This window comes from Streptomyces sp. NPDC005794 (assembly GCF_042871445.1).
In the GTDB taxonomy this organism is placed as follows: Bacteria; Actinomycetota; Actinomycetes; order Streptomycetales; family Streptomycetaceae; genus Streptomyces.
In genome coordinates, this window is the sequence record NZ_JBIAIN010000010.1 from 64,431 (window position 1) to 88,779 (window position 24,349).

The following is a 24,349-nucleotide window of genomic DNA, read 5'->3' on the forward strand; positions in this document are numbered from 1 at the left end:
CCCAGTCGCTGGAGGGACGTTACCTCTACCCTCGCCGTGTGATCGACGTTCCGGATGACCTGGTCGTGAATCTGAGTGCGCACAGCGGTGCGGCGGGGCGGGCGTTCGCCGACGCGTTGCCAGAGTTGGCCGTGAGGTTCCTGGAGGAGTGGGGGCTGCGGCTCGACGGGGCAGCGATGTGCGGGATGTGCGCGCTGGTGCTTCCGGTGGTGCGGGAGGCGGACGGCCGTCCGGCGGCGCTGAAGCTTCAGATGCTGGACGCGGAGACGGCGGGGGAGCCGGTCGCGCTACGGGTCTGGGGTGCGGCGGGCGCGGACGCTCGGGCGGGTGCTGCAGAACGCGCTGTGGGGGATCCGGCGCGGGAAGCCGCGCCTGTGGCCGGACCATGCGGAGACCGCCCGACAGTTGCTGGGCCGGGACTGAGGGGCGCGAGGGTGGCCTGCCTGTTTAGGCTGCGCCCATGATTCGTACTGCTGCTTCCGAAGATGTCCCCGCCATCCATGCCATGGTCCGTGAGCTCGCCGAGTACGAGAAGGCGCTCGATGAGGCGAACGCCACCGAGGAGCAGCTGCGCGAGGCCCTGTTCGGCGAGCGGCCGGCCGCGTACGCGCATGTCGCGGTGTCGGACGAGGACGGCGAAGTGGTCGGGTTCGCGCTGTGGTTCCTCAACTTCTCGACGTGGCGCGGGGTGCACGGCGTGTACCTGGAGGACCTGTACGTGCGCCCCGAGCGGCGCGGTGGCGGGTACGGCAAGGCGCTGCTGAGGGAGCTGGCACGGATCTGTGTGGAGCGCGGGTACGGGCGCCTGGAGTGGTCGGTGCTGGACTGGAACGCCCCGTCCATCGCGTTCTACGAGTCGCTGGGTGCGCGGCCGCAGGACGAGTGGACGGTGTACCGGCTGACGGACGGGGCGCTCGCGGAGCTCGGGGCGGCCTGAGGGTTTTACGGTACGAGGACGACCTTGCCCACCGTGCCGCGGGTTCGGGCGGGGACGGGGTCCTCGGTCCGTTCGTGGACGAGGTTCTCCGCAGGACCGAAGGCGTGGAGCGGATGGCGTACACGGCGTGCTCCCCGGGTGCCTGGGCGTGGCCGCTGCCTCCGCTCTTCGACCTCAGGTCCGCTTGCGGTCAAGCGGTTCCTGCCGTGCGGGGGACGTCCGGTGCGGTCCTGCCGAGGAGCTTCAGCGCCAGGACCGCGGCTTCGATGCCGCTGTTGAACGCGACCTCGCTGAGGAGTCCCGGGGCGGCGACCTGGTCGCCCGCGAGCAGGGTCCCGTCGCCGCGGTCGACGGCGGGCCGGTCGCGCCAGGTGGTGCCGGGCTTGTCGACGGCGCCGGTGCGGCCGGACGCGAGTGCCTCGCGGCGCCAGGTGACGCGGTCCCGCCAGCCGGCGAAGCCGAGGTCGAGCAGGTCCTCGGCGCGGCGGACGGCGTCGGCGCGCGGGGCGCCGGGGGCGAGGGGGACCTGGGCCTGGATGAGCTGTTCGCCCGGCGGGGCGAGGGTCGGGTCCTGGGCGGTGAACCGTTCGATCCAGCCGGGGGCGTCGAGGTCGGAGACGATGAACGGGTCGCCGCGCCGGGTCTTCAGGGCCAGGTCGAGCAGGACGGTCCGGCCGCTGTCCCAGGTCAGGGTGGGGTCCTCCAGCAGGGTGCGGGCGGAGTCCAGATGGGTGGCCACGATCACCGGTCCACCGCGCCGGAGGACGGCCAGGTCGCGGGGGCCGACGCGTGCGTCGGTCTCGATGCGTACGCCGAGATTCCAGGCCCGTGAGGCCATCCGGTCGACGAGCCGCGCCCAGCCCCCGACGGGGTAGTGCGCTTCGGGCGGCAGTGCGGTGGCGCGGCGGAGCCGTTCCTGGACGAAGGCGGCGGACAGCGAACCCGGGGCGTGGTGGAAGAGGGCCACGCCCATGTAGTGCGCCGCCGCGCGGGCGCCCTCTTCGCCTACCTGGCCGGTGGCCCAGCTGAGGAAGTCGGTGTCGACGGGGGCCGTGCGGGCGCTGCGGCGGGTGAGGCGCAGCATGGCGAGGGGCGGGGTCCTGCGCAGGGCGCCGTCGCGGCGGAAGAGGAAGCGGGTGCCTTCGAGGGGCGGTACGGAGGCGATCGGGCCGAGGAGCCCGCGCTGTTCGAGCCAGGTCCAGTGCGGTCCGCGGCGGTACAGGGCGTGTGGTCCCTCGTTGGTGAGGTAGGGGCCGTCGGAGGTCCTGGCCCTTCCGCCGAGGGTGTGGTGGGCCTCGTGGAGGGTGACCGGGGTTCGGGATTCGGCGGCGGTGACGGCGGCGGTCAGTCCGGCGAGGCCGCCGCCGACGATGTGGATGCGCTGCATGGCTGGGTCTCCTTGCGGTGGGCGCTTCTGCACGGAGGACGGTTCGGCCGGCTGGTTCTGTGACACCGGGCCGGGGTGATGTCAGTGGTGTGCGTCACGATGGGGGGCATGGCACGTACAGGCAACAGGAGCAGCAGGGGCGCGGGCGCGAAGGACGGGGTGGCGGTGGCGCGGCGGCCGGAGGTCCGGCTTCCGCCCCTCGCGGAGTACGACGGGGAGGGCCTGGAGCCCGACGGGGATTACGACGGTGTGCGGTTCGGGGAGACGGACCTGGCCGATGCGTCGGGTCCAGGGGCGCGGTTCATGGACTGTGAGCTGCGGGGCTGCGCGCTGGACCGGGCGGAGCTGGTGCGGGCCAGGTTCATCGACTCGGTGCTGACGGGGGTCCGGGGGGTGGGCACCGATCTCGCGGGGGCGTCGCTGCGGGACGTGGAGGTCCTGGACGCGCGGCTGGGCGGGGTGCAGCTGCACGGTGCGGTGCTGGAGCGGGTGCTCGTGCGGGGCGGGAAGATCGATTACCTGAATCTGCGCAAGGCACGGCTGAAGGACGTCGTGTTCGAGGGGTGTGTGCTGTCGGAGCCGGATTTCGCCGAGGCGCAGCTGGTGCGGGTGGAGTTCCGGGACTGTGTGCTGAAGCGGGCGGACTTCAGTTCTGTGCGGATGGAGTCCGTCGATCTGCGGACGGTTGCCGAGCTCGACATCGCGCGGGGTGTGGAGCGGCTGGCGGGGGCGGTGATCAGCCCGTCCCAGCTGATGGAGCTGGCTCCGGCGTTCGCGGCGCAGATCGGGGTGCGGGTGGAGGCGTAGGGACGGGCTCCGGGCCTCCGGGGGCTGTCAGAGACGGGGGAAACGGGCCTGGAGGTCCCAGACGATGGGGTTGTCGGCGAGACCTTCGTGCATGTCGGCGAGGTCGGCGATCAGGTCGTGGAGGAAATCGCGGGCCTCGCGGCGCAGCAGGGAGTGGCTGAAGGTGAGCGGGGGCTCGTCGCCGGGCATCCAGTCGGCCTCGACGTCCACCCAGCCGAAGCGGCGTTCGAAGAGCATGCGGTCGGACGATTCGGTGAAGTCGAGCTCGGCGTACTGCTGGCGGTGCGAGCGGTTGCCCCGGGGGTCGCGGTCGATCTGCTCGACGATGTCGCAGAGCGCCCACGCGAAGTCGAGCACGGGGACCCATCCCCAGGCTGTGGATACCTCGCGGTCGGCCTTGGTGTCGGCGAGGTAGACGTCCCCGGAGAACAGGTCGTGCCGCAGGGCGTGGACGTCCGCGCGGCGGTAGTCGGTCTGCGGGGGGTCCGGGAAGCGCCGGGAGAGTGAGTAGCCGATGTCGAGCACGGTTCGATGGTGTCATGCCGCGTGAGCGTCCCGCGCCGTCCGGCGGCGGGGGCCCAACGGGAGCAGTTGTTCTTCCGTGGCGACGGCGACCGCGCGTGTCCTGACCGGTGCCGTCGCCGCCGTCTCCCTAGGACCGCTCGACCTCCGAACTGGTCAACGCCTGGAGCAGGCCCCGGACCCGAAGGACGTCCTGGGCACCCTGTTCCCGGCGGGCGGTTCGCCCGTGCGGGTCAAGGGCGCCCCGGTGGCGGGCATCGGCGTCGCGGCTCTCAGCAGGTGGAAACCGTTCGACCGGCGAGGAAGCCTTCGGATCAGTCGCAGCCGAGCGATGCGCGCGCGGCCGCGGTGAAGCGGTCCTCCACGTCGGACTCACGGAAGAAGGAGGCCGCGGCCTTCGCCTTGGGAGTGGTCGGGGACCACACGGAGAGGAGCTCCGCCGCGAGGTAGGTCTCCTTGCCGTCACAGACGGCGTGCTCGAAGCCTCGTTTCGCGGCCGCGGGCGACAGTGTGGGGTTCCGGATGATTGCGAGGCGGGCCGAGGCTCCCTCGTTCTCGTCCCTGGGCAGGCCCGTGGCGGGCCGTTCGAGGGAGAGATCGCAGTACCAGGCGTCGTCGCGGGAGCCCGAGGCCTGTTCCGAAGACGGGCGCACCGGCACGGCAACGCCCCGACGGCCGACCTTGCCGTCGACGGGGAGGGGGGTGCCGGGCCGGACCTGACGGGGCTCCGGGACGTGTGGCTCAACGGCGGGAGCCGGCCCGCCAGAGGCTGACCGGCTCCCGTTCCGTCGTTCCGTCGGGGGACTACTTCACGTTGACGCCGGCCCAGGCCGCCTGGACGCCCGCGAGTTCGGCGCTGTCGGCCCCGAACAGGTCGGTGGCCGCCTTCTCGGTCGCGTCACGGGCTCCCGCGTAGTCGGTGCTCGACGTCATGTAGACGGAGAGCGCCTTGTACCAGATCTGGTAGGCATTCTGGCGGCCGATGCCGGTGACCGTGGAGCCGTCGGCGGTCGGGGAGTCGTAGTCGACGCCGCCGATGGTCTTGGCACCGCTGCCCTCGGCCAGCAGGTAGAAGAAGTGGTTGGCGACACCGGAGGAGTAGTGCACGTCGAGGTCGCCGACGCCGGCGTCCCAGTAGTCCGCCGAGCCACCGTCCTTGCTCGGCTCGTCCATGTAGCGCAGGGGGGTTCCGTCGCCGTTGATGTCGATCTTCTCGCCGATGAGGTAGTCGCCGGGGTCGGTGGCGTTGTCGGCGAAGAACTCGACGGAGGCGCCGAATATGTCGCTGGTCGCCTCGTTGAGACCGCCGGACTCACCCGCGTAGTCGAGGTTGGCGGTGGCCGCGGTCAGGCCGTGGCTCATCTCGTGGCCGGCGACGTCGATCGCGGTGAGCGGGCTCTTGTCGTCGGCCCCGTCGCCGTAGGTCATGCAGAAGCAGCTGTCGTCCCAGAAGGCGTTGACGTAGCCGGTGCCGAAGTGGACGCGGGAGTACGCGGCCTTGCCGTCCCCGGCTATACCGTCGCGGCCCAGCTCGGTCGAGTAGAAGTCCCAGGTCTTCGCCGCGCCGTAGTGGGCGTCGACCGCGGCGGTCTGGCGGTCGTTGCCGGTGCCGTCGCCCCAGGTGTCGTCGGCGTCCGTGACGAGGTCGCCGGTGCCGGTCTGGCCCTGGTCGAGGTCGTACGTCTTGTGGCCGCCCCGGTCGCCGTCGGTCAGCTCGAAGCCCGAACCGCCCTCGGTGGTCGTGAGCGCGACCTCGCCGCTGTACTGGCTGTTCCCGGTGCCGGTCTCGATGGCCTCGAAGCTGTGCAGCTGCTTGCCGGTCGTGGCGTCCGTGATGAGGTGCAGCCGGCTGGGCGTGCCGTCCTTCTGGACACCGGTCTTGACGGTCTCGAAGGCGAGGGCGGGCTTGCCGCCGCCCGCCCAGACGACCGTGCGGGCGTTCGCCGCGGCCTTCAGCTCCGGCTGCGTCGAGGGCACGGCGATGCGTGCCTCGGTGGCCTTGTCCACGCCCTTGGACGTGCCGTCGGCGGCGGTGTGGGTGACGAGGTCGCCGCCGAGGACGGGGAGTCCGGCGTAGGTGCGCTCGTAGCGGGTGTGGACGGTGCCGTGGGCGTCCTTGATCACGTCACGGACGATCAGTTTCTCCTGGCTGCCGAGCCCGAGGGACTCGGCGGCAGCGGAGGCGTCGGCCTGGGCGGCCCGGAGGGCGGTGCTCCGTCGGCCCGACGTGTTCACACCGAGCGCGGTGGCGCCGGCGGTGGTGCGGGAGGAGGAAGAGGCGGTGTCGTCGGCGGCGTGGGGGCCGGCCGTGGCCGTACCGGCCTGGACTCCGACGACGACCATCGCGGCAACTGCGGCCAGGGCGGCGGCGCGACGGGTGTTCATGTGGGGGGTCATGCCTTCTCCGTTGCTCGTACCTGTGGGGGGTTACGAGCCGAGAGCGTGCCACTGAATGAACACTTTTGACGGGGCGCCGACAATTACCACACAAGTTTTTGACCAGTTCTTGTCCGACTGGGGTGTCTTTGTGTCCGCTATATGACGCGAACGCACGGGAGCCCCCGGCCGACCGCAGTCGGACGGGGGCTCCCGTGGGAAAGTCGATACGTCAGAGGTTGACGCCGAAGTCCTGGGCGATGCCGCGCAGGCCCGAGGCGTAACCCTGGCCGACCGCGCGGAACTTCCACTCGGCGCCGTTGCGGTAGAGCTCGCCGAAGACCATGGCGGTCTCGGTGGCGGCGTCCTCGCTCAGGTCGTAGCGGGCGATCTCGGTGCCGCCGGCCTGGTTGATGATGCGGATGAAGGCGTTCCGCACCTGGCCGAAGTTCTGGCTGCGAGCCTCGGCGTCGTAGATGGAGACCGGGAAGACGATCTTGTCGATGTCCGCCGGGAGGCCCGCGAGGTTGACGTTGATCTGCTCGTCGTCGCCCTCGCCCTGGCCGGTGATGTTGTCACCGGTGTGGACGATGGTCTGGTCCGGCGTCGCCTTGTTGTTGAAGAAGACGAAGTGGCCGTCGGAGTAGACCTTGCCGGCCGGGTTGACCGCGATCGCCGAGGCGTCGAGGTCGAAGTCGGTGCCGGTGGTGGTGCGGACGTCCCAGCCGAGGCCGACCGTGACGGCGGTCAGGCCCGGGGCCTCCTTGGTGAGCGAGACGTTGCCGCCCTTGGACAGGCTTACAGCCATGGGAAGTCCCTTTCCTCGTCATGTGCGGGCTTCGTGCCATCACGAAAGCTACCGTCACCCGTCCTAACGCAGACAAGAGACCACGAGGTTCCTGCTCGCTTTACTTTCTTTGCCGAACTTCTGGCCGAACGCTCGCAAAACAAGGTGACGAACGGGTCGTGGGCCGGGGAACATGGGTGTCATGTCCGGGCCCTATGTCATCCGCGGTTCGGTCTCCCTGCCGGAGGCCGAGCTCATGTGGCGTTTCTCGCGGTCCTCCGGACCCGGCGGGCAGCACGTCAACACGAGCGACTCCCAGGTGGAGCTCCGCTTCGACCTCGCGGCGACCGAATCCCTGCCCGAGGCGTGGAAGGCCCGGGCCCTGGAGCGGCTGTCGAGCCGGCTGGTCGGCGGTGTCGTGTCCGTACGCGCCTCGGAGCACCGTTCCCAGTGGCGCAACCGTGAGACGGCCGCCGTGCGGCTCGCCGCGCTCCTGGCGGAGGCCACGGCGCCACCGCCCAGGCCGCGCCTCAAGAAGAAGATCCCGCGCGGCATCAACGAGCGCAGGCTGCGGGAGAAGAAGCAGCGGGGCGACACGAAGCGCGGCCGCTCCGGCCGCGACTGGTAGGTCCCCGCAGGGCTCGGCGGGGAGCGCGCCGGTCAGCCCAGCTGCCGGTAGCGGCCCTTGAAGTACGTCAGGGGCTCGCCGTCCGCGCTCGGCAGCGACGCCGTCAGCACCCGGCCGATGACCAGCGTGTGATCGCCGGCCAGGACGCGCTGCTCCGTACGGCACTCCAGGGTGGCCAGCGCGCCGCCGATCAGCTGTGCGCCCGTGATCCCGCCCCGCGTGCAGGGGATGCCCTCGAACAGCAGCCGGTCGCTGATCCGGCCCTTCATGGCGAACCGCCCGGCGATCTGCCGCTGGCCCTCCGTCAGCACCGACACCGCCCACAGGGGCTGCTCGGCCAGCAGGTCGTCCATCCGTGAGTCGTTGCGCAGGCTCACCATGACCAGCGGCGGATCGAGGGAGACCGACATGAAGGCGGTCGCGGTCATCCCGACGTCCTCGCCCCGGCCGTGCTCGTCGAGCGGCGGTTCCTGGGCGGTGATCAGCACCACGCCCGCGGCCAGGCGGGACAGGGCGGCACGGAATTCGTCGTTGCTCACCCCTTCAGCATGGGGGACGGTTTCCTGAGGCGAGGTGGCGGAAGTCTTCTGCGGCACACCGGGCACGCTAGCGCCGCGGGGTGCGGGGCCGCATCGGGCCGAAGGACCAGTCAGGTCCTAGGACTCCGGAACCACGTGTGCCGATTTGCGTTCGGTAAACCACAGCAGCCCCTGGAAGAGGCGTGAGCAACGCTCACCTTCTGTTGTGACTTGAGTCACAGAGAGCAATAATTGTTGACCCTGTGTACCGGGTGCACAGCTCACTGTGATTCAGTGACCGTGACACTACAACAAGTACGTCGGTATGAAGCCTGGAGTTGCTGTCGAGGTCTCAGGGAGTGCGAGCAATGGAGGCCGAGTCGGAGCCGTACGTCCGCCTTGCGACCATGCGGCAGTTGCACCAGGCCGTCGCCGACCTCAACACGGCGCGGAGCCTGGCGGACACACTGCAGTCCGTGGCCGACGGCATCGTGAGCGGTCTCGGTTACGAACTGGGCTGCGTCAACCTCGTCCGGCCCGACGGCGATCTCGTGGTCGCCGCGTTCGCCGGCAACAGCGCCGCGGAAGCCCTGATCACCGGCCGTATCGGCTCCCGGGAGGCCTGGGAGCGCAGGCTGTCCATGGGTGAGGCCTGGGACGAGCTCCGGTTCATACCCCACACCGAGGGCTGGATGCTCCTCGACGACGACGTACCGCAGTGGCACACCGAGGGGCCGGAGCCCCGCTTCGAGGACGAGTGGCACCCCCTGGACCGCCTCTACGCCCCCATGTACGCCTCCGGCGGAGGTCGGGACCTCCTGGGAGTCCTGTCGGTCGACGGGCCGCGCAACGGCCGCCGCCCCGGCGCCTGGGGCCGTGAGGCCCTCCAGATGTACGCCTCCCAGGCCGCCATTGCGATCAGTAACGCCCGCCTCCGAGCAAACATGCAGCGCGCCCTGGTCAGGCTGGAACGCGAGCAGCAGGCGCTGCGGGCCAGTGAGGAATCCTTCCGCCAGGCGTTCGAGTACGCCCCCAGCGGCATGGCCATCGCCGAGATGGGCGGGGACCAGCACGGCAGGCTGCTGCGCACCAATGACGCCCTCTGCCGTCTCCTGGGGCGTCCCGCCTCCGTCCTGCGCCGCTACTCCTTCGCCGACCTCGTCCACCCCGAGGACATAGGCACCCTGCTCCGCACGTCCGCCGAGGGAGGCCGGGCGGAACTGCGGCTCGGACGCAGGGACGGCACGTACCTCTGGGTCTCGCTGCGCAACTCCGTCGTCGCCGACACCACCGACGGCCCGCGTCTCCTGCTCACCCACGTCGAGGACATCGAGGAGCGCAAGCGCAACGAGCTGCATCTCGCGCACCGCGCCTCGCACGACGCGCTCACCGGGCTGCCCAACAGCGCCGAGCTGCGCTCCCGGCTCGGGGCCCGGCTGTGTGAGAGGCCTCACTCGGTCACCTCCACCGCCATCGAGGCGCTGGACGCGGCGTACGGCGACGTCGAGAGCTCGGCGCACGGCTACCGGGCGGACGGCTACGAGGGGGAGGTCGCGCCGGGCGTCGGTCCCCACGACCACCATGTGCATGTCGTGGCGCCCGGCGCGGAGCGCGACGACGGGGTCAAGGGGCTCGCGGTGCTCTTCTGCGACCTGGACGGCTTCAAGTCCATCAACGACCGCTTCGGGCATCACGCGGGTGACGCGGTTCTCATCGAGGTCGCCCGACGGCTCACGACCTGCGTACGGGACGGTGACACCGTCGCCCGGCTCGGGGGTGACGAATTCGTCGTCCTCGCGGACGGTCTCGGGGCGGCAGATGCCGCGGATCTGGCCGTACGCTTGCGTAACGCCATCATTCCGCCCATTCGGGTGGACGGCCGGGCAGTCAGGGTCGGGGCGAGTTTCGGTATCGGCTGGGCCGAGTGCGGCATGACCGAGGAAGAGGTCCTGCACTCCGCCGACCAGCGGATGTACATGGAAAAGCGGTCCCGATCGAAGGTTCACCGCAGAGCCGGCTGACGTTCACGCGCCGGCTGTCCCCGTACACCGCCCGGTTTTCCGGAGGGCTGAGGGCAATTCGACGCGTGCTCCGTTCGGGGTAGGCTCGGCCGGTCGGCGACGGCTGGCGACATGGTGAGGAGTGACCCAGGGATGACGGCCGGGAACAACGGCGCGAGCAAGCCCGAGGACGACGATCCGTTCGGCTATCTGTACGAGGACGGGCGGGCGGCAGGTGCACAGCCGCCCGGACAGAGTGGCTACGGCTACCCGGGTCCGGCCGCGCAGCCCGGTGTGCCCAGAACGTCGTACAACCAGGTGCGGACGGTCGGCGAGCGCCAGTACGGGCAGGTCCCGCCGCAGCAGGCATACGGCCAGCAGCCCCCGCAGTACGGCCAGCCGAACGCGCAGTACGCGGCCCCGGAGACCTACCCCGGCGGCGCGCCCACCGCGCAGAGCCAGTCCGGCGGATACGGCGGCGGCAGGAACGGGGGCTCCGGCCGTGGCGGCCCCAACACCAAGGCGCTGCTGATCGCGGCGGTCGCCGTGGTCGCGGTGGTGCTCATCGGCATCGGTGCCGCGCTGATGACGGGTGACGACGAGGGCAAGAAGGCCGAGGCCGGCTCGTCGGCGGGCCCGGCCGAAGAGGTCGAGGAGTCCCCGGAGCCGGAGAAGTCCTCGACGAAGTCCCAGGAGCCCGTCGATCTGCCTGAGCAGGACGCGGCGACGCTGACACTCGGCGGTACGGCCTCCCTGGACAACACGGTCAAGGGAGCCAAGAGCGCCAACGGCCAGTACATCAGCCTCAACGAGGTCGGCCGGTCGGCGACCTGGACGGTCGACGTGCCGGAGAGCGGTGCGTACACGCTGTTCGTGACGTACGGCGTGCCGGGCAAGGACGCCAAGACGTCCCTGACGGTCAACGACGGGGATCCCCGCTCCATCAACATGAAGAACTACGCGAACGCCGCGGAGGGCGATCTTGAGAAGGGCTGGACGAGGACGTACGCGTACGTCCAGCTCGAGAAGGGTTCGAACAAGCTCATGCTGTCGTGCAACGAGGGCGACTCCTGTGACGCCAACCTCGACCAGCTGTCGCTGAAGTCGGGACAGGTCAAGGACTGACCCCTCCAGGAATCCAGTACCACCGTCGTCCCGGTCATCGCCCAGCGAGCCGGGACGCCGTGTTTCCCGGACATCCCGGGCGGCCGGTTCAGGCGGCGGGTGCGCGCTGTTCGACGGTGACGCGGGCCAGCAGGTCCTCGTAGGCCGCGCGGTCGAACTCGCCCGCCGCCGGGGCCAGTACGGTCGCCGTCGACAGGGCCACCGCGCGGGCCAGCCGGTCCTGCCAGCCCAGTCCTTCGGCGAGCGCGGACAGCAGCCCGGCCACCGCGGAGTCGCCCGCACCCGTCGGATTGCCCCGCACGGCGGTCGGCGGTGCGGCCCGCCAGACGCCGTCGGGGGTGGCGGCGAGGAGCCCGTCCGCGCCGAGCGAGGCGACGACGCTGTGCGCGCCCCGGCGGCGGGCGTCGTGTGCGGCGCGCAGGGGTTCGAGGGCGCCGGTGAGCCGGGCGAGCTCGTCGGCGTTCGGCTTGACGAGGTCGGGTCGGGCGGCGATGCCGCGCCGCAGGGGTTCGCCGCCGGTGTCCAGGAGGGAGGGCACGCCGGCGGCGCGGGCGAGCCGGATCAGTTCCGCGTACGCGCCGACGTGGATGCCGGGCGGCAGGCTGCCGCACAGGGCGACGGCCTCGGCTCCCGGGAGCAGTTCCCCGTACGTCCGCAGGAAGTCCGCCCATTCGCCGGCGCCTATGTGCGGGCCGGGTTCGTTGAGCTGGGTGGTGTCGCCGGTGGCGCGGTCCACGACGGCGACGGTGCGGCGGGTGTTCCCCGCGACCGTGACCAGCGCGTCGCCGGGTCCGTGGGGGAGCGCGCCGAGCAGGTCGCGCAGGACGGCACCGGTGGCGCCGCCGGCGAAGCCGGTGACCACCGTGTCGTGGCCCAGCGCGGCCAGCACCCGGGCCACGTTGACGCCCTTGCCGCCGGGGCGTTCGGTCACCTCGCCGACGCGGTGGCTGGTGTGCGGGACGAGGGCGGGGACGGGGTACGTCAGGTCGAGCGCGGTGTTCAGCGTGACGGTCAGTATCACCTGCGCCGGCCCCCGGTTCCTTGGTAGTCCGCTCCTGCGCGCCGTCTCCCCGTGGCGCCGTCCTGGCGATCATGCCAAAACGGCGGCGGTCGTCCCAGGTTTCCGGGACAACCGCCGTCTCTTCGTTACGTGTTCAACCGGCCGTCGGCCGGGCGCGGCCCGTCAGCCGAGGTGGGGCCCTACGATCCACTCGCCGCGGCGCATGACGCCCTTGAGCGCGAAGTCCGCGTCCAGGACCACCAGGTCGGCGTCCTTGCCGGGTTCCAGCGAGCCGACCCTGTCGTACAGGCCGAGGAGCCGGGCCGGGTTGGCGGAGATGGACCGTACGACGTCCTCGACGGGAATCCTGTCGACGGTCACGGCCCGGCGGAACGCGGTGTCCAGGGTGAGGGTGGAGCCGGCGATCGAGCCGCCCTCCACCAGGCGCGCGACACCGTCCTTGACCTCGACGGCGAGCGGACCGAGCTCGTAGAAGCCGTCGTCCGAACCGGCCGCGTCCATGGCGTCGGTGATCAGCGCGACCCGGCCGGCGCCCGCGTGGTGGTAGGCGAGCTCCAGGGCGGCGGGGTGCAGATGCGTACCGTCGTTGATCAGCTCGACGGTGACCCGCTCGTCCTCCAGGAGGGCCGCGATCGGGCCCGGGGCGCGGTGGCCGAGGGCGGGCATCGCGTTGAAGAGGTGCGTGGCGACGGTGGCGCCGGCGTCGATCGCCTCGACGGTCTGCTCGTACGTCGCGTCCGTGTGGCCGACTGCGGCGATCACCCCGTGCTCGGCGAGCAGCCGTACCGACTCGATGCCGCCCGGGAGTTCGGTGGCGAGGGTGACCATCTTCGTGGTGCCGCGGGCCGCGTCGAGCAGCTTGCGGACCTCGGCCGGGTCGGGGTCGCGGAGCAGTCCCTCGCTGTGGGCGCCCTTGCGGCACGGGGAGATGAAGGGGCCCTCGAAGTGGATCCCGGCGAGCTCGCCCTGCTCGACCAGCTCGGAGAGCAGGCCGGCCTGGCGGGCCAGGAAGTCCATCTCACCGGTGACGGTGGAGGCGACGACGGTCGTCGTGCCGTGTTCGCGGTGCGTCCGTGCTCCGGCCAGGACGTCCTCGGCGGTGCCGGTGGCGAAGGACGCGCCGCCGCCGCCGTGGTTGTGCATGTCCACGAATCCGGGGACCAGCCAGTGGCCCGAGAGGTCGACGGTCCGGGCGCCCTCCGTCGTGCTGCCGGCGATCCGGGTGCCCTCGACGATCACCCGGCCGTCCTCGACGGTCCCGGTGGGAAGCACCACCCGGGCACCTGCGAGAACCGTGCTGTCTGCGCGTCCGGCCATCAGGCGGATACCTCCGTGGAGAGTAGATCCCAGGCGAGCAGCCCTGCGCCCAGGCATCCGGCGGTGTCCCCGAGGGCCGCCGGGACGATGTGAGGCAGCTTCTGGAACGTGACCCGTTCCTCGACAGCCGCACGCAGTGGTGTGAACAACGTTTCTCCTGCCTCGGCGAGGCCGCCACCGATGATGAGCGTGCGGGGGTCCAGCAGGGTGAGCGCGGTGACCAGTCCGGCGGCGAGCGCGTCGACGGCGTCCCGCCATACGCGCAGGGCCGCCGGGTCGCCCGAGACCACGGCCTTCGCGCAGTCGGCGGCGTCCGCGTCGGGGTCGCCGGACACGGCGGCCCAGGCCCTGGACACCGCGGCGGCCGAGGCGAGGGTCTCCAGACAACCGCGCTGCCCGCAGCCGCAGTCCGGGCCGTCCGGCCGGACCACGATGTGGCCGATCTCGCCGGCGTATCCGTGCGCGCCCGCCTCGATGGTGCCCGCGATGCCGATGGCGCCCGCGATCCCGGTGCCGAGGGGCACGAACAGGAACCGGTCCGCGCCCTTGCCCGCGCCGATCCGGCCCTCCGCGAGCCCACCGGTGCGGACGTCGTGGCCGAGGGCGACCGGTATGCCGCCGAGCCGTTCGCTGATCAGTTTCCGCAGCGGCACGTCGCGCCAGCCCAGGTTGGCGGCGTAGACGGCGATCCCGTGTTCCGCGTCGACGATGCCGGGCACGGCGACCCCTGCGGCGGCGGCCCCTTCGCCCAGGTGCTCCTCGCCGTACGCGTACAGATCCGTGGCGAAGCACAGGATCGTCTCCACGACGGCCTCCGCACCGCGGTCCCTGCCGGTGGGCCGGCGCGCCTCGTGGAGCAGGGTGCCGTCGGCCCCGACCAGAGCGGCCTTCATTCCTGTGCCGCCCACATCGAGGGCGATGACGTGTCTCACGGGAGACAGTTTCGCCCGCCGACCCCTAAAAGGTCTAGTCCACTATCGAGGTGTGTTGAGCACCCACACAAAGGTGTGTTGTGCACACATACGGAACGCTCCTGCTAGATTGCCGAGAAGATGCACCTGGTGGTGTAGACCTCCTCGCGGAGGTGAGGGAGGGGCGCGGACCGCCGCCGGAACGGTGGCGCCCGCGTCGAGGGATCTAGGAATGGACAGGGCTGTGCAGCGGTGCTTTGTGGGTCTGACCGCGGTGGTGGCCGCACTCGGTATGACGGCAACGTTGTCGGGGTGCGGGGCGGACACCGGTGGTGGCGACGTCACCCTGCGGCTGGTAGCGGCCGACTACGGCACCGGTGCGGAGAACAGCTCCGAGAAGTACTGGGACGACGTCGCGGGGAAGTTCGAGAAGCAGAACCCCGATATCAAGGTCGACGTCAGCGTCTACTCCTGGAAGGACGTCGACCGCGAGGTCGCCGAGATGGTGAAGGCCGGCAAGGCCCCCGACATCGCGCAGATCGGGGCGTACGCCGACTACGCCAAGGCGGACAAGCTCTACGCCGCCAACGAGATGCTCGCCATCCGCACCGGGGCCAACTTCATGCCCTCGCTCACCGACGCGGGCGAGGTCGACGGCAATCTGTACGGCCTGCCCTTCGTGGCCAGTACCCGGCTCCTCTTCTACAACAAGGGCCTGTTCGCCCAGGCCGGCCTCGGGGCCCCCCAGACCTGGGACGACATCCAGCGCGATGCCACCACGCTCAAGAAGCACGGTGTGACCTACCCCTTCGCTCTGCCGCTCGGTCAGGAGGAGTCCCAGGCCGAGACCCTGATGTGGATGCTCAGCGGCGGAGGCGGCTACACGGACGACGTCGGCAACTACGCCATCGACTCCCAGGCCAACATAGCGACCTTCCAGTGGCTGAAGAACGACCTCGTCGGGAAGGGCCTCACCGGCCCCGTCGCCCCCGGGAAGCTCGACCGGGCGAAGGCCTTCGACGCGTTCACCAAGGGCGAGGTGGGCATGCTCAACGGCCATCCGACGCTGATGCAGGAGGCCGAGAAGAAGGGCGTCGAGGTCGGCATGGTCCCGCTGCCCGGGGTCGACGGACCGACCGAGGGCTCGATGGGCGTGGCCGACTGGATGATGGGCTTCAAGCAGAACGGCCATCGGGCGGAGATCGGTAAGTTCCTCGACTTCGCCTACCAGGACGCCAACGTGCTGGCCTTCGCCGACCAGTACGACCTGCTGCCCGTGACCATGAGCGCGTCCGCCGTCATGGAGACCGACGGCAAGCACAAGTCGCTGCGGCCGTTCCTGTCGGCGCTGCCGAACTCGCAGCTGTACCCGTTCGGCAAGACCTCGTGGGCGCAGGCCAGCGAGATGATCAAGAAGAACATCGGCTCCGCGGTGGAGCCCGGCGGCAGCCCGGAGAACGTGCTCGTGGGCGTCGCGGCCCGGGCCCGGCAGGCGGAGAGCGCGGAGTAGGTAGGTTGGTTGATATGACCGCCCCGTCCGCCGACTCCGCCGACTCCGCCGACTCAGCCGACTCCGCCGTCCCGCTCTCCGACCGGGAACGCGCGGTGCTGGCCCTGGAGCGGCGCTCCTGGCCGGGTCCCGGCGCGAAGGAGCGGGCGATCCGGGAGGAGCTGGGCATCGCGCCGGTCCGCTACTACCAACTGCTCAACGCGCTCCTGGACGACCGCCGCGCTCTGGAGGCGGACCCGGTCACCGTGAACCGCCTGCGCCGGGTCCGCGAGGCGAGGCGCGGCCGCCGCTGAGAAAGGGGCCGAATCCGGCCTCTCCGGCGTTCGGAGCCCCGCCGCGACCCACGGTCACCGCTACGCTCGGACCATGGGCTACCCGGCACACCTCCTCCCGTCCCCGTCCACCCAGGCCGGCCGCGAAGGCCTCGCCGCACTCCTCGCCCGCCCGGCCCGCGCGGTCGTCGCGCTGGACTTCGACGGCACGCTCGCCGACATCGTCCCGGACCCGGAACAGTCCCGCGCCCATCCCCACGTCGTCCCGGCCCTCTCCGCGCTGGCCCCCAGGGTCGCCGCCGTCGCGGTGATCACCGGCCGGCCGGCCTACACCGCAGTGCGGTACGGCGGCTTCGCCGGGGTGCGGGGCCTGGACCACCTCGTCGTCCTCGGGCACTACGGGGCCGAGCGCTGGGACGCCGTCACCGGCTCCGCCCATGCCCCCGCCCAGGATCCCGGCGTCGAAGCCGCCAGGGCGGAACTCCCGGACGTGCTGGCGGAGGCGGGTGCCGACAGCGGCACCTGGATCGAGGAGAAGGGCCGCGCGGTCGCCGTGCACACCCGCCGCGCCGCCGACCCGCAGGCCACCTTCGAGGCCCTGCGCGCCCCGCTGGACGGCCTCGCCGCCCGTCACGGGCTGATCGTCGAACCGGGCCGCCTCGTCCTGGAGTTGCGCCCGCCGGGCATGGACAAGGGTGTGGCGCTGGAGGAGTACGTGAAGGAGACCGGCGCCGAGACGGTGCTGTACGCCGGCGACGACCTCGGCGACCTCGCCGCGTACGCCGCCGTGGAGAAGCTCCGCACCCGGGGCACCGCCGGACTGCTGGTGTGCAGCGGAACCGGGGTCCCCGAACTCGCCGAGCGCGCCGACCTGCTGCTGCCGGGCCCGGCAGCGGTGGCCGAGTTGCTCGGGAACCTGGCCCGGCAGCTCGCGCAGCCCTGAGAGGTGGCCCTGGGCGGGGCGGCGTCGCGTGCCCCGCTCGTTCCTCCCCTCCACCTATCCGCGCGACCTCTGAGCCCGCAGTGCGTCCAGCTGGTCCAGGAACCACCGCTGCGGCGGCAGCGCGGTCGCGGCGGCGGCCAGGCGCTTCGAGCGTGCCTCCCGCTCGTCGGGGTCCATCGTGAGCGCCGCGTGCAGCGCCGTCGCCGTGGCCGACACGTCGTACGGGTTCACCACGATCGCGTCGTCGCCCAGCTCCTCGTACGCCCCCGCCTCCCGGGAGAGCACCAGCGCGCAGCCGTGGTCCGAGACGACCGGGACCTCCTTGGCGACCAGGTTCATGCCGTCGCGGATCGGGTTGACCAGGGCCACGTCCGCCAGCCGGTACGCCGCCAGGGAACGGGCGAAGTCGTCGTCGACGTGGAGCAGGACCGGGGTCCAGCCCTCCGTGCCGTAGTCCGCGTTGACGGAGTCGGCGACCCGCTGGACCTCCGCCGTGTAGTCGCGGTAGACCGCGAGGTCCTGCCGCGAGGGGTAGGCGAAGGCGACGTGCACCACGCGCTCGCGCCACTCGGGACGCTCCTCCAGGAGTGCCCGGTAGGCGTGCAGCCCACGGACGATGTTCTTGGAGAGCTCCGTGCGGTCCACCCGCACGATCGTGCGCCGGTCCGCGCCGATCTGCTCCCGCAGGATCTCCAGGCGCTCGTCCACGTCCGCCTCGCGGGAGCGGCGGCGCAGGAAGTCCGCGTCGGCGCCCAGCCCGTGCACCCCGATCCGGGTGCGGCCGGTGCCGCCGAGGATCTCCGTGCAGCAGCTGATGAAGGCGTCCGCCCAGCGACGGGTCAGGAACGCGGCGCGGTCGGCGCCCAGGATGCCCTTCAGCAGTTGCTCACCGATGTCGTCGGGCAGCAGCCGGAAGTAGTCGACGGGAGCCCAGGGGGTGTGCGAGAAGTGCCCGATCCGCAGGTCGGGGCGCAGTTCGCGCAGTATGCCGGGGACCAGCGAGAGGTGGTAGTCCTGCACCAGGACCGCGGCACCCTCGCCCGCCTCCTCGGCGAGTGCCTCCGCGAAGGCCCGGTTGTACGCCTCGTAGGAGGCCCACTGCCGGCGGAACTCCGCGTCGAAGACGGGCTCCAGCGGCGTCTGGTAGATCATGTGGTGGACGAACCAGAGCACCGAGTTCGCGATGCCGTTGTACGCGTCGGCATGGACCCCGGCGTCGATGTCGAGCATGCGGACGCCAGGTTCGGACACCCCGCGCCGGACCGCCTCCCGGTCGCCGTCGCTGAGGGCCGCGCACACCCACAGCTTGTCGTCGACGGCGCTGAGGCCGGAGACGAGCCCGCCGCCGCCCCGCTTCGAGTCGAGCGTGCCGTCCTCCCGCAGTGCGTACGACACGGGGCCGCGGTTGGACGCGACGAGGACCTGGGCGGAGTGCTCGGAGACCATGTACCCGAACCTAGCCCGTCCGGGAAGCCTCCAAACGTGAAGTGACCGTGGAGCCGGGGCGAAGAACCGTTACGCCGCGTTCCGTGACGCGTACTCCACGATGTCCCGCATCGGCGGCCGTTCCTCGGTGTCCACCGCATGGGTGTGCGGGACGAAGCCCTCGGGGCCCCGCTCGAACTGGGTGATCTCGGGCCGTACGAGCGTTCCCCGGGAGAGCCGCAGCTGCGCCGTGCGGTAGATCGTGGCTGCCATCCGGCCGAGGGCCTGGCCGTCCTGGTGGCGGTGTTTGCGCACGCCGACGTCGACCTGCGCCAGCGCGTCCAGGCCGACCGTGTGCAGCGCGTCGACGAGGAGGCCCAGCTCCACTCCGTAACCGACCGGGAAGGGGAGCTGCTCCAGCAGGGAGCGCCGCACCGCGTATTCGCCGCCCAGCGGCTGGACGAAGCCGGCCAGCCGTGGCCAGTGCAGATTGAGCAGTGGGCGCGCCACCAGCTCGGTGACCCGGCCGCCCTGGCCTGCGCTTTCTCCCAGCGGCCGGTCGTACATGGCCTTGACGAGCTGTACCGAAGGGTCGGTGAGCAGCGGGCCGACGATCCCGGAGACGAAGTCCGCGGAGAAATCCTTGAGGTCCGCGTCGACGAAGCAGACTATCTCTCCGCTGGTCACCAGGAGTGAGCGCCACAGGACCTCGCCCTTGCCGGGGAGGGCGGGGATCCGGGGCAGGATCGCGTCCCGGTGCACGACCCGGGCGCCGGCCCGCCGCGCCTCCTCGGAGGTGGCGTCGGAGGATCCGGAGTCGATCACCACCAGTTCGTCGACGAGCTGGACCTTCGCCATCAGCTCGCGCCGGATCTCCGCGACGATCGCGCCGACCGTCGCCTCCTCGTTCAGCGCCGGCAGCACCACGCTCACGCGCGAGCGGTGCGGATCCCTCGCCCGCGCGGCCGTCAGCCGGTCGATCGGGCGGTCGGCAGCAGACCAGGAACGCCTGGTCAGCCAGCGTTCCACCTCTTCCAGCACGGTCGATACTCCCTGTATGTGATCCATCTCGCGGTTCGGACGACTATCTCAACCGTCCAGTGCTTCGGTTACAGTCTTGAACAACGCGGATGACCCTCGCATGTCGGGGTCGGTCCGCGAATAAACGCCCGGATCCATGGTCCGGTGCCATAGCGCTCATCCAGAGGGACTGAGGGAACGGCCCGTTGAAGTCCCGGCAACCCTCCTGCCGACCGCGAGGTCACGGTGGGGAAGGTGCCAATTCCGTCTTGTGGCGAAATACGTCGCAAGGAAGATGAGGAGAAAGGGCCTCCGCCATCATGGCCGTGCAGACAGTTGCAGCGAACACCGATTCTTCCGCCGTGGACCTCGGTCCCGCCGCGGCGCTTTCCTGCCGCGAATGCGGCGAGCGTTTCGAGCTCGGTCCGATTTTCGCCTGTGCGTCCTGTTTCGGGCCGCTCGAAGTGGCGTACGACCTGCCGAGCGGCTCCCCCGAAGAGCTGAAGAAGCGCATCGCCGAGGGCCCGAACAACATCTGGCGCTACGCGCCGCTGCTGCCCGTCCCCTCCGACGTCGCGGACAAGCCCAACATCAACCCCGGTTTCACGAAGCTGGTCAAGGCCGACAACCTCGCCCGTGAGCTGGGCGTGACCGGCGGTCTGTACGTCAAGGACGACTCGGGCAACCCGACGCACTCCTTCAAGGACCGCGTCGTCGCCATCGCCGTCGAGGCCGCCCGCGCCTTCGGATTCACCACCCTCTCCTGCTCCTCGACCGGCAACCTCGCCGGTGCGGTGGGCGCCGCCGCGGCCCGCGCCGGCTTCCGGTCCTGCGTGTTCATCCCGCACGACCTGGAGCAGGGCAAGGTCGTCATGGCCGCGGTGTACGGCGGTGAACTAGTCGGCATCGAGGGCAATTACGACGACGTCAACCGCTTCTGCTCGGAGCTCATCGGCGACCCGCTCGGCGAGGGCTGGGGCTTCGTCAACGTCAACCTGCGTCCGTACTACGGCGAGGGCTCCAAGACGCTGGCGTACGAGATCTGCGAGCAGCTCGGCTGGCAGCTGCCCGACCAGCTCGTGATCCCGATCGCGTCCGGCTCGCAGCTCACGAAGATCGACAAGGGGCTGCAGGAGCTGATCAAGCTCGGCCTCGTCGAGGACAAGCCGTACAAGATCTTCGGCGCCCAGGCCGAGGGCTGCTCCCCGGTCTCCACCGCCTTCAAGGCCGGCCACGACGTCGTGCGCCCGCAGAAGCCGAACACCATCGCCAAGTCCCTGGCGATCGGCAACCCGGCCGACGGGCCGTACGTCCTGGACATCGCCCGCCGCACCGGTGGTGCCGTGGAGGACGTCGACGACGAGCAGGTCGTCGACGCGATCAAGCTGCTGGCCCGCACCGAGGGCATCTTCGCCGAGACGGCGGGCGGGGTGACGGTCGGCGTGACGAAGAAGCTGATCGACGCCGGTCTGCTCGACCCGACGCTGACCACCGTCGTCCTGAACACCGGCGACGGACTGAAGACGCTCGACGCGGTCGCACCGACGACCGGCCTGTCGGCGACGATCCGGCCCAGCCTGGACGCGTTCCGCGACGCGGGCCTCGCCGCCGCCAGCTGACCACCCGAGACCGAAGGAAGGTACCCACATGAGCGTCAAGGTCCGTATCCCCACCATCCTCCGCACCTACACGGGCGGTCAGGCCGAGGTCCCGGCCGAGGGTGCGACCCTCTCCGAGGTCATCGCGTCCCTGGAGCAGAACCACCCGGGCATCGGCGCCCGCGTCCTGGACGACCAGGGCAAGCTGCGCCGCTTCGTCAACGTGTACGTCAACGACGACGACGTGCGCTTCGAGGGCGGCCTGGACGCGGCGACCCCGGACGGTGCCGGCGTCTCGATCATCCCGGCCGTCGCCGGAGGCTGACGGGCCGCTCGGGCTGCCCGAGCGCACGGAGTAAGCAGAATGGCCCCCTCCGCAAGAGAAGCGGAGGGGGCCATTCTGTATGGTTGAGCACGGTAGAGTTGGGGAAGTCCCCGCAGCTGCCCCGGCCACCCGCATATGAGAATGCGCCCGGCCGCGACAAGAAGCAGCCAAAGTACGTGTACTCCTTGTGGCATAAGTGGCCTTTGTCGGGCCCGACTTGCCCGGGAATCTTATGAATTCCCCTCATGCGTGCGGCCATGTGTGCCCGGAATTCTCGTCCGATTGACCTGTTGCAGAGGGCAGTTGGGCAGATACATTCGGCCGCGGTCGACGCGTTCCGGCGCACGCCACCCTCTCCTGTCGGAGGGTGAGTTCTGACCCGGGCCCGCGAAGTGCGGGCTCGTGCAAGGGCCAGTAATAGGGGAGTTAGGCATGGCTCAGGGCACCGTCAAGTGGTTCAACGCGGAGAAGGGGTACGGCTTCATCGCGGTCGACGGTGGTGCGGATGTTTTCGTCCACTACAGCGCGATCCAGATGGACGGGTACCGCACCCTCGAAGAGGGTCAGCGAGTTGAATTCGAGATCTCGCAGGGCCAGAAGGGGCCGCAGGCAGACATGGTCAAGCTCGCCGTCGGCTGAGCTCGGCGCGGTCGGCCAACGACACCACTCACACACGCGGGGCCCGTACCTCCCACCGGGGTACGGGCCTCACGTGCGTCCGTGCGCCCCTCTCGGCTGCCCGTGTCCCGAAGAGGGCGCTCGCGCCCGCCCTCCCCGGGCTCTCGGCTTCGTTCGGCCGGGGGAGGTCCCATCCCCTCAGCGAGCCGTCCCCGAAGGCGCTTGCACTCTCAGGGGTCGAGTGCTAATCATTGGCGTTAGCACTCTCCAGGTGAGAGTGACAGAAACTTGGACCGGGCCGGTGAGGCCCGCAGGCCCAGTGGGGCAAGGAACCACTGAGCACGCTGGCCGTCCGTCGCGGGCGCCACTCGGTCCGGAGAAATCCTTCCCCAAGCTCTCAACTGCGTTCGAGCAGGGGAGACCCCATTAGTCCGGGAGGACCACTTCACATGGCCAAGATCATCGCGTTCGACGAGGAGGCACGGCGCGGTCTCGAGCGCGGGATGAACCAGCTCGCCGACGCCGTCAAGGTCACCCTCGGCCCCAAGGGCCGTAACGTCGTCCTCGAGAAGAAGTGGGGCGCGCCCACGATCACCAACGATGGTGTTTCCATCGCCAAGGAGATCGAGCTCGAGGACCCGTACGAGAAGATCGGTGCGGAGCTGGTCAAGGAGGTCGCCAAGAAGACGGACGACGTCGCCGGCGACGGTACGACCACCGCCACCGTTCTCGCTCAGGCTCTCGTCCGCGAGGGCCTGCGCAACGTCGCCGCGGGTGCCAACCCGATGGCTCTGAAGCGTGGCATCGAGAAGGCCGTCGAGGCCGTCTCCGCCGCTCTGCTGGAGCAGGCGAAGGACGTGGAGACCAAGGAGCAGATCGCTTCGACGGCCTCCATCTCCGCTGCTGACACCGAGATCGGCGCCAAGATCGCCGAGGCTATGGACAAGGTCGGCAAGGAAGGCGTCATCACCGTCGAGGAGTCCCAGACCTTCGGTCTGGAGCTCGAGCTCACCGAGGGTATGCGCTTCGACAAGGGCTACATCTCGGCGTACTTCGCCACCGACATGGAGCGTATGGAGACGTCGTTCGACGACCCGTACATCCTGATCGTCAACTCCAAGATCAGCAACGTGAAGGACCTCCTTCCGCTGCTCGAGAAGGTCATGCAGTCGGGCAAGCCCCTGCTGATCATCGCGGAGGACGTCGAGGGCGAGGCTCTGTCGACGCTGGTCGTCAACAAGATCCGTGGCACCTTCAAGTCCGTCGCCGTCAAGGCTCCGGGCTTCGGTGACCGCCGCAAGGCCATGCTCGGCGACATCGCCATCCTCACCGGTGGCACCGTCATCTCCGAGGAGGTCGGTCTCAAGCTGGAGAACGCCGGCGTCGACCTGCTCGGCACCGCTCGCAAGGTCGTCATCACCAAGGACGAGACGACCATCGTCGACGGTGGCGGCGACAGCGACCAGGTCCAGGGTCGCGTCAAGCAGATCCGTGCCGAGATCGAGAACTCCGACTCGGACTACGACCGCGAGAAGCTCCAGGAGCGCCTCGCGAAGCTGGCCGGCGGCGTGGCCGTCATCAAGGCCGGCGCCGCCACCGAGGTGGAGCTCAAGGAGCGCAAGCACCGCATCGAGGACGCGGTGCGCAACGCCAAGGCCGCCGTCGAGGAGGGCATCGTCGCCGGTGGTGGCGTGGCTCTGCTCCAGGCCTCGGCCGTCTTCGAGAAGCTCGACCTGACCGGTGACGAGGCCACGGGCGCCAACGCCGTGAAGCTCGCGCTGGAGGCCCCGCTCAAGCAGATCGCCGTCAACGGTGGTCTCGAGGGTGGCGTCATCGTCGAGAAGGTGCGCAACCTGCCGATCGGTCACGGCCTCAACGCCGCGACCGGTGAGTACGTCGACATGATCGCCGAGGGCATCATCGACCCGGCGAAGGTCACGCGCTCCGCCCTGCAGAACGCCGCGTCCATCGCCGCGCTCTTCCTCACCACCGAGGCCGTCATCGCCGACAAGCCGGAGAAGGCCTCTGCGGCCGCTCCGGGCGGCATGCCGGGCGGTGACATGGACTTCTGATCCTCGGATCAGCAGCTCCACGCAGCACCCGCTGCACCCCGCAGCACCTGTACGATGCCGGCCCCCGGGATTCCTCCCGGGGGCCGGCGTCGTTCCATCGGTACCGCTTCCAGGGCCGGTCCCCGCTCGCCGGCCCGGTGAACTGTCCCGACACCGCACGCCGGCCCGCACCGGATCCGCCGTCCTGACGGGAACCGGCTTCGCCGTGCACGGCATCATCGCCATCTGAC

At 70.5% G+C, this 24,349-nt stretch carries 23 protein-coding genes, 1 pseudogene and 1 riboswitch; of the genes and pseudogenes, 13 read left to right on the forward strand and 11 right to left on the reverse strand.

Features of this window, described 5'->3' with window-relative positions; genetic code table 11:
- Positions 1-38: 38 nt before the first annotated feature.
- A pseudogene (locus tag ACFYQ5_RS17805) lies at positions 39-320 on the forward strand (hydroxyurea phosphotransferase); the annotation flags it as partial.
- A gap of 140 nt (positions 321-460) precedes the next feature.
- Positions 461-937: a GNAT family N-acetyltransferase gene (locus tag ACFYQ5_RS17810; protein ID WP_389198395.1), complete on the forward strand. Its 477-nt coding sequence runs from the start codon at positions 461-463 to the stop codon at positions 935-937.
- Between the two features lie 190 nt (positions 938-1,127).
- Here ACFYQ5_RS17810 and ACFYQ5_RS17815 read toward each other — a convergent pair whose 3' ends face one another.
- Positions 1,128-2,324 (reverse strand): NAD(P)-binding protein, encoded by a 1,197-nt coding sequence (locus tag ACFYQ5_RS17815; protein WP_389198396.1) that lies wholly within the window; start codon positions 2,322-2,324, stop codon positions 1,128-1,130.
- A gap of 99 nt (positions 2,325-2,423) precedes the next feature.
- Between ACFYQ5_RS17815 and ACFYQ5_RS17820 the strand changes: the two genes are divergently transcribed.
- Complete coding sequence (locus ACFYQ5_RS17820) at positions 2,424-3,131, forward strand: pentapeptide repeat-containing protein (RefSeq protein ID WP_389198398.1); 708 nt, start codon at positions 2,424-2,426, stop codon at positions 3,129-3,131.
- 27 nt (positions 3,132-3,158) lie between these two features.
- Here ACFYQ5_RS17820 and ACFYQ5_RS17825 read toward each other — a convergent pair whose 3' ends face one another.
- The 4 genes from ACFYQ5_RS17825 to ACFYQ5_RS17840 form a co-directional block, all read right to left on the reverse strand.
- Positions 3,159-3,656, reverse strand: a complete 498-nt coding sequence (locus ACFYQ5_RS17825; RefSeq protein WP_389198400.1) for a hypothetical protein — start codon at positions 3,654-3,656, stop codon at positions 3,159-3,161.
- Between the two features lie 311 nt (positions 3,657-3,967).
- The gene (locus ACFYQ5_RS17830) at positions 3,968-4,306 is read right to left on the reverse strand and encodes a hypothetical protein (protein ID WP_389198402.1); all 339 of its coding nucleotides are present in this window, start codon (positions 4,304-4,306) and stop codon (positions 3,968-3,970) included.
- A 151-nt stretch (positions 4,307-4,457) separates the two neighbouring features.
- Positions 4,458-6,050: a M4 family metallopeptidase gene (locus ACFYQ5_RS17835; RefSeq protein ID WP_389198404.1), complete on the reverse strand. Its 1,593-nt coding sequence runs from the start codon at positions 6,048-6,050 to the stop codon at positions 4,458-4,460.
- Between the two features lie 211 nt (positions 6,051-6,261).
- Complete coding sequence (locus tag ACFYQ5_RS17840; RefSeq protein WP_359479039.1) at positions 6,262-6,837, reverse strand: TerD family protein; 576 nt, start codon at positions 6,835-6,837, stop codon at positions 6,262-6,264.
- Between the two features lie 172 nt (positions 6,838-7,009).
- Here ACFYQ5_RS17840 and arfB point away from each other — a divergent pair, with 172 nt between their 5' ends.
- The gene (gene arfB, locus ACFYQ5_RS17845) at positions 7,010-7,444 is read left to right on the forward strand and encodes an alternative ribosome rescue aminoacyl-tRNA hydrolase ArfB (RefSeq protein ID WP_389198406.1); all 435 of its coding nucleotides are present in this window, start codon (positions 7,010-7,012) and stop codon (positions 7,442-7,444) included.
- Between the two features lie 32 nt (positions 7,445-7,476).
- Here arfB and ACFYQ5_RS17850 read toward each other — a convergent pair whose 3' ends face one another.
- Positions 7,477-7,983: a flavin reductase family protein gene (locus ACFYQ5_RS17850; RefSeq protein ID WP_389198407.1), complete on the reverse strand. Its 507-nt coding sequence runs from the start codon at positions 7,981-7,983 to the stop codon at positions 7,477-7,479.
- Positions 7,984-8,330: 347 nt separating this feature from the next.
- On the opposite strand from ACFYQ5_RS17850, the gene cdgB reads away from it, so the two are divergent.
- Both cdgB and ACFYQ5_RS17860 read left to right on the forward strand, forming a co-directional pair.
- Positions 8,331-9,983 carry a diguanylate cyclase CdgB gene (gene cdgB, locus ACFYQ5_RS17855; protein ID WP_389198409.1) on the forward strand — a complete coding sequence of 551 codons (1,653 nt, stop codon included), beginning with the start codon at positions 8,331-8,333 and terminating at the stop codon, positions 9,981-9,983.
- 132 nt (positions 9,984-10,115) lie between these two features.
- Positions 10,116-11,087 carry a carbohydrate-binding protein gene (locus ACFYQ5_RS17860; protein ID WP_389198410.1) on the forward strand — a complete coding sequence of 324 codons (972 nt, stop codon included), beginning with the start codon at positions 10,116-10,118 and terminating at the stop codon, positions 11,085-11,087.
- A gap of 88 nt (positions 11,088-11,175) precedes the next feature.
- On the opposite strand, the gene ACFYQ5_RS17865 is transcribed toward ACFYQ5_RS17860, so the two are convergent.
- The 3 genes from ACFYQ5_RS17865 to ACFYQ5_RS17875 all read right to left on the reverse strand — a co-directional run bounded on the left by ACFYQ5_RS17865 (position 11,176) and on the right by ACFYQ5_RS17875 (position 14,318).
- Entirely contained in the window at positions 11,176-12,108 is a 933-nt protein-coding gene (locus ACFYQ5_RS17865) for a 1-phosphofructokinase family hexose kinase (protein WP_389198412.1), read from the reverse strand.
- Between the two features lie 162 nt (positions 12,109-12,270).
- Complete coding sequence (gene nagA / locus ACFYQ5_RS17870; protein WP_389198414.1) at positions 12,271-13,425, reverse strand: N-acetylglucosamine-6-phosphate deacetylase; 1,155 nt, start codon at positions 13,423-13,425, stop codon at positions 12,271-12,273.
- On the reverse strand, positions 13,425-14,318 hold the full coding sequence (locus ACFYQ5_RS17875; RefSeq protein ID WP_389198735.1) for an ROK family protein: 894 nt from the start codon (positions 14,316-14,318) through the stop codon (positions 13,425-13,427). The genes nagA and ACFYQ5_RS17875 overlap by 1 nt, the downstream gene beginning before the upstream one ends.
- 250 nt (positions 14,319-14,568) lie before the next feature.
- Between ACFYQ5_RS17875 and ACFYQ5_RS17880 the strand changes: the two genes are divergently transcribed.
- The 3 genes from ACFYQ5_RS17880 (at position 14,569) to otsB (ending at position 17,061) form a co-directional block, all read left to right on the forward strand.
- Positions 14,569-15,846: an ABC transporter substrate-binding protein gene (locus ACFYQ5_RS17880; RefSeq protein WP_389198416.1), complete on the forward strand. Its 1,278-nt coding sequence runs from the start codon at positions 14,569-14,571 to the stop codon at positions 15,844-15,846.
- 14 nt (positions 15,847-15,860) lie between these two features.
- Complete coding sequence (locus tag ACFYQ5_RS17885; RefSeq protein ID WP_389198418.1) at positions 15,861-16,139, forward strand: DUF3263 domain-containing protein; 279 nt, start codon at positions 15,861-15,863, stop codon at positions 16,137-16,139.
- Between the two features lie 73 nt (positions 16,140-16,212).
- On the forward strand, positions 16,213-17,061 hold the full coding sequence (gene otsB, locus ACFYQ5_RS17890; RefSeq protein WP_389198420.1) for a trehalose-phosphatase: 849 nt from the start codon (positions 16,213-16,215) through the stop codon (positions 17,059-17,061).
- Positions 17,062-17,115: 54 nt separating this feature from the next.
- On the opposite strand, the gene ACFYQ5_RS17895 is transcribed toward otsB, so the two are convergent.
- On the reverse strand, positions 17,116-18,507 hold the full coding sequence (locus ACFYQ5_RS17895; RefSeq protein WP_389198422.1) for a trehalose-6-phosphate synthase: 1,392 nt from the start codon (positions 18,505-18,507) through the stop codon (positions 17,116-17,118).
- Between the two features lie 69 nt (positions 18,508-18,576).
- Positions 18,577-19,527: a glucosyl-3-phosphoglycerate synthase gene (locus tag ACFYQ5_RS17900; RefSeq protein WP_389198737.1), complete on the reverse strand. Its 951-nt coding sequence runs from the start codon at positions 19,525-19,527 to the stop codon at positions 18,577-18,579.
- Between the two features lie 153 nt (positions 19,528-19,680).
- Positions 19,681-19,808: riboswitch (SAM riboswitch) on the forward strand.
- An 18-nt stretch (positions 19,809-19,826) separates the two neighbouring features.
- On the opposite strand from ACFYQ5_RS17900, the gene thrC reads away from it, so the two are divergent.
- From thrC to groL, 4 genes are all read left to right on the forward strand, one after another.
- Complete coding sequence (gene thrC / locus ACFYQ5_RS17905) at positions 19,827-21,125, forward strand: threonine synthase (protein ID WP_389198424.1); 1,299 nt, start codon at positions 19,827-19,829, stop codon at positions 21,123-21,125.
- Positions 21,126-21,153: 28 nt separating this feature from the next.
- Entirely contained in the window at positions 21,154-21,429 is a 276-nt protein-coding gene (locus ACFYQ5_RS17910; RefSeq protein WP_145804483.1) for a MoaD/ThiS family protein, read from the forward strand.
- A 432-nt stretch (positions 21,430-21,861) separates the two neighbouring features.
- Positions 21,862-22,068 (forward strand): cold-shock protein, encoded by a 207-nt coding sequence (locus ACFYQ5_RS17915; RefSeq protein WP_003967346.1) that lies wholly within the window; start codon positions 21,862-21,864, stop codon positions 22,066-22,068.
- Between the two features lie 428 nt (positions 22,069-22,496).
- Positions 22,497-24,119, forward strand: coding sequence for a chaperonin GroEL (groL, locus tag ACFYQ5_RS17920; protein ID WP_033297197.1), 1,623 nt, complete (start codon positions 22,497-22,499; stop codon positions 24,117-24,119).
- Positions 24,120-24,349: the final 230 nt, after the last annotated feature.

What these genes read in the sequence shown, in the direction of transcription:
- thrC (WP_389198424.1), top strand. Translation starts at nt 19,827, where the DNA reads ATGGCCGTGCAGACAGTTGCAGCGAACACCGATTCTTCCGCCGTGGAC.
- ACFYQ5_RS17885 (WP_389198418.1), top strand. Translation starts at nt 15,861, where the DNA reads ATGACCGCCCCGTCCGCCGACTCCGCCGACTCCGCCGACTCAGCCGAC.
- ACFYQ5_RS17840 (WP_359479039.1), bottom strand. Translation starts at nt 6,837, where the DNA reads ATGGCTGTAAGCCTGTCCAAGGGCGGCAACGTCTCGCTCACCAAGGAG.
- ACFYQ5_RS17835 (WP_389198404.1), bottom strand. Translation starts at nt 6,050, where the DNA reads ATGACCCCCCACATGAACACCCGTCGCGCCGCCGCCCTGGCCGCAGTT.
- otsB (WP_389198420.1), top strand. Translation starts at nt 16,213, where the DNA reads ATGGGCTACCCGGCACACCTCCTCCCGTCCCCGTCCACCCAGGCCGGC.
- ACFYQ5_RS17820 (WP_389198398.1), top strand. Translation starts at nt 2,424, where the DNA reads ATGGGGGGCATGGCACGTACAGGCAACAGGAGCAGCAGGGGCGCGGGC.
- nagA (WP_389198414.1), bottom strand. Translation starts at nt 13,425, where the DNA reads ATGGCCGGACGCGCAGACAGCACGGTTCTCGCAGGTGCCCGGGTGGTG.
- ACFYQ5_RS17860 (WP_389198410.1), top strand. Translation starts at nt 10,116, where the DNA reads ATGACGGCCGGGAACAACGGCGCGAGCAAGCCCGAGGACGACGATCCG.
- ACFYQ5_RS17910 (WP_145804483.1), top strand. Translation starts at nt 21,154, where the DNA reads ATGAGCGTCAAGGTCCGTATCCCCACCATCCTCCGCACCTACACGGGC.
- arfB (WP_389198406.1), top strand. Translation starts at nt 7,010, where the DNA reads ATGGGTGTCATGTCCGGGCCCTATGTCATCCGCGGTTCGGTCTCCCTG.
- ACFYQ5_RS17880 (WP_389198416.1), top strand. Translation starts at nt 14,569, where the DNA reads ATGGACAGGGCTGTGCAGCGGTGCTTTGTGGGTCTGACCGCGGTGGTG.
- ACFYQ5_RS17875 (WP_389198735.1), bottom strand. Translation starts at nt 14,318, where the DNA reads ATGAAGGCCGCTCTGGTCGGGGCCGACGGCACCCTGCTCCACGAGGCG.
- cdgB (WP_389198409.1), top strand. Translation starts at nt 8,331, where the DNA reads ATGGAGGCCGAGTCGGAGCCGTACGTCCGCCTTGCGACCATGCGGCAG.
- ACFYQ5_RS17915 (WP_003967346.1), top strand. Translation starts at nt 21,862, where the DNA reads ATGGCTCAGGGCACCGTCAAGTGGTTCAACGCGGAGAAGGGGTACGGC.
- ACFYQ5_RS17895 (WP_389198422.1), bottom strand. Translation starts at nt 18,507, where the DNA reads ATGGTCTCCGAGCACTCCGCCCAGGTCCTCGTCGCGTCCAACCGCGGC.
- ACFYQ5_RS17810 (WP_389198395.1), top strand. Translation starts at nt 461, where the DNA reads ATGATTCGTACTGCTGCTTCCGAAGATGTCCCCGCCATCCATGCCATG.
- groL (WP_033297197.1), top strand. Translation starts at nt 22,497, where the DNA reads ATGGCCAAGATCATCGCGTTCGACGAGGAGGCACGGCGCGGTCTCGAG.
- ACFYQ5_RS17815 (WP_389198396.1), bottom strand. Translation starts at nt 2,324, where the DNA reads ATGCAGCGCATCCACATCGTCGGCGGCGGCCTCGCCGGACTGACCGCC.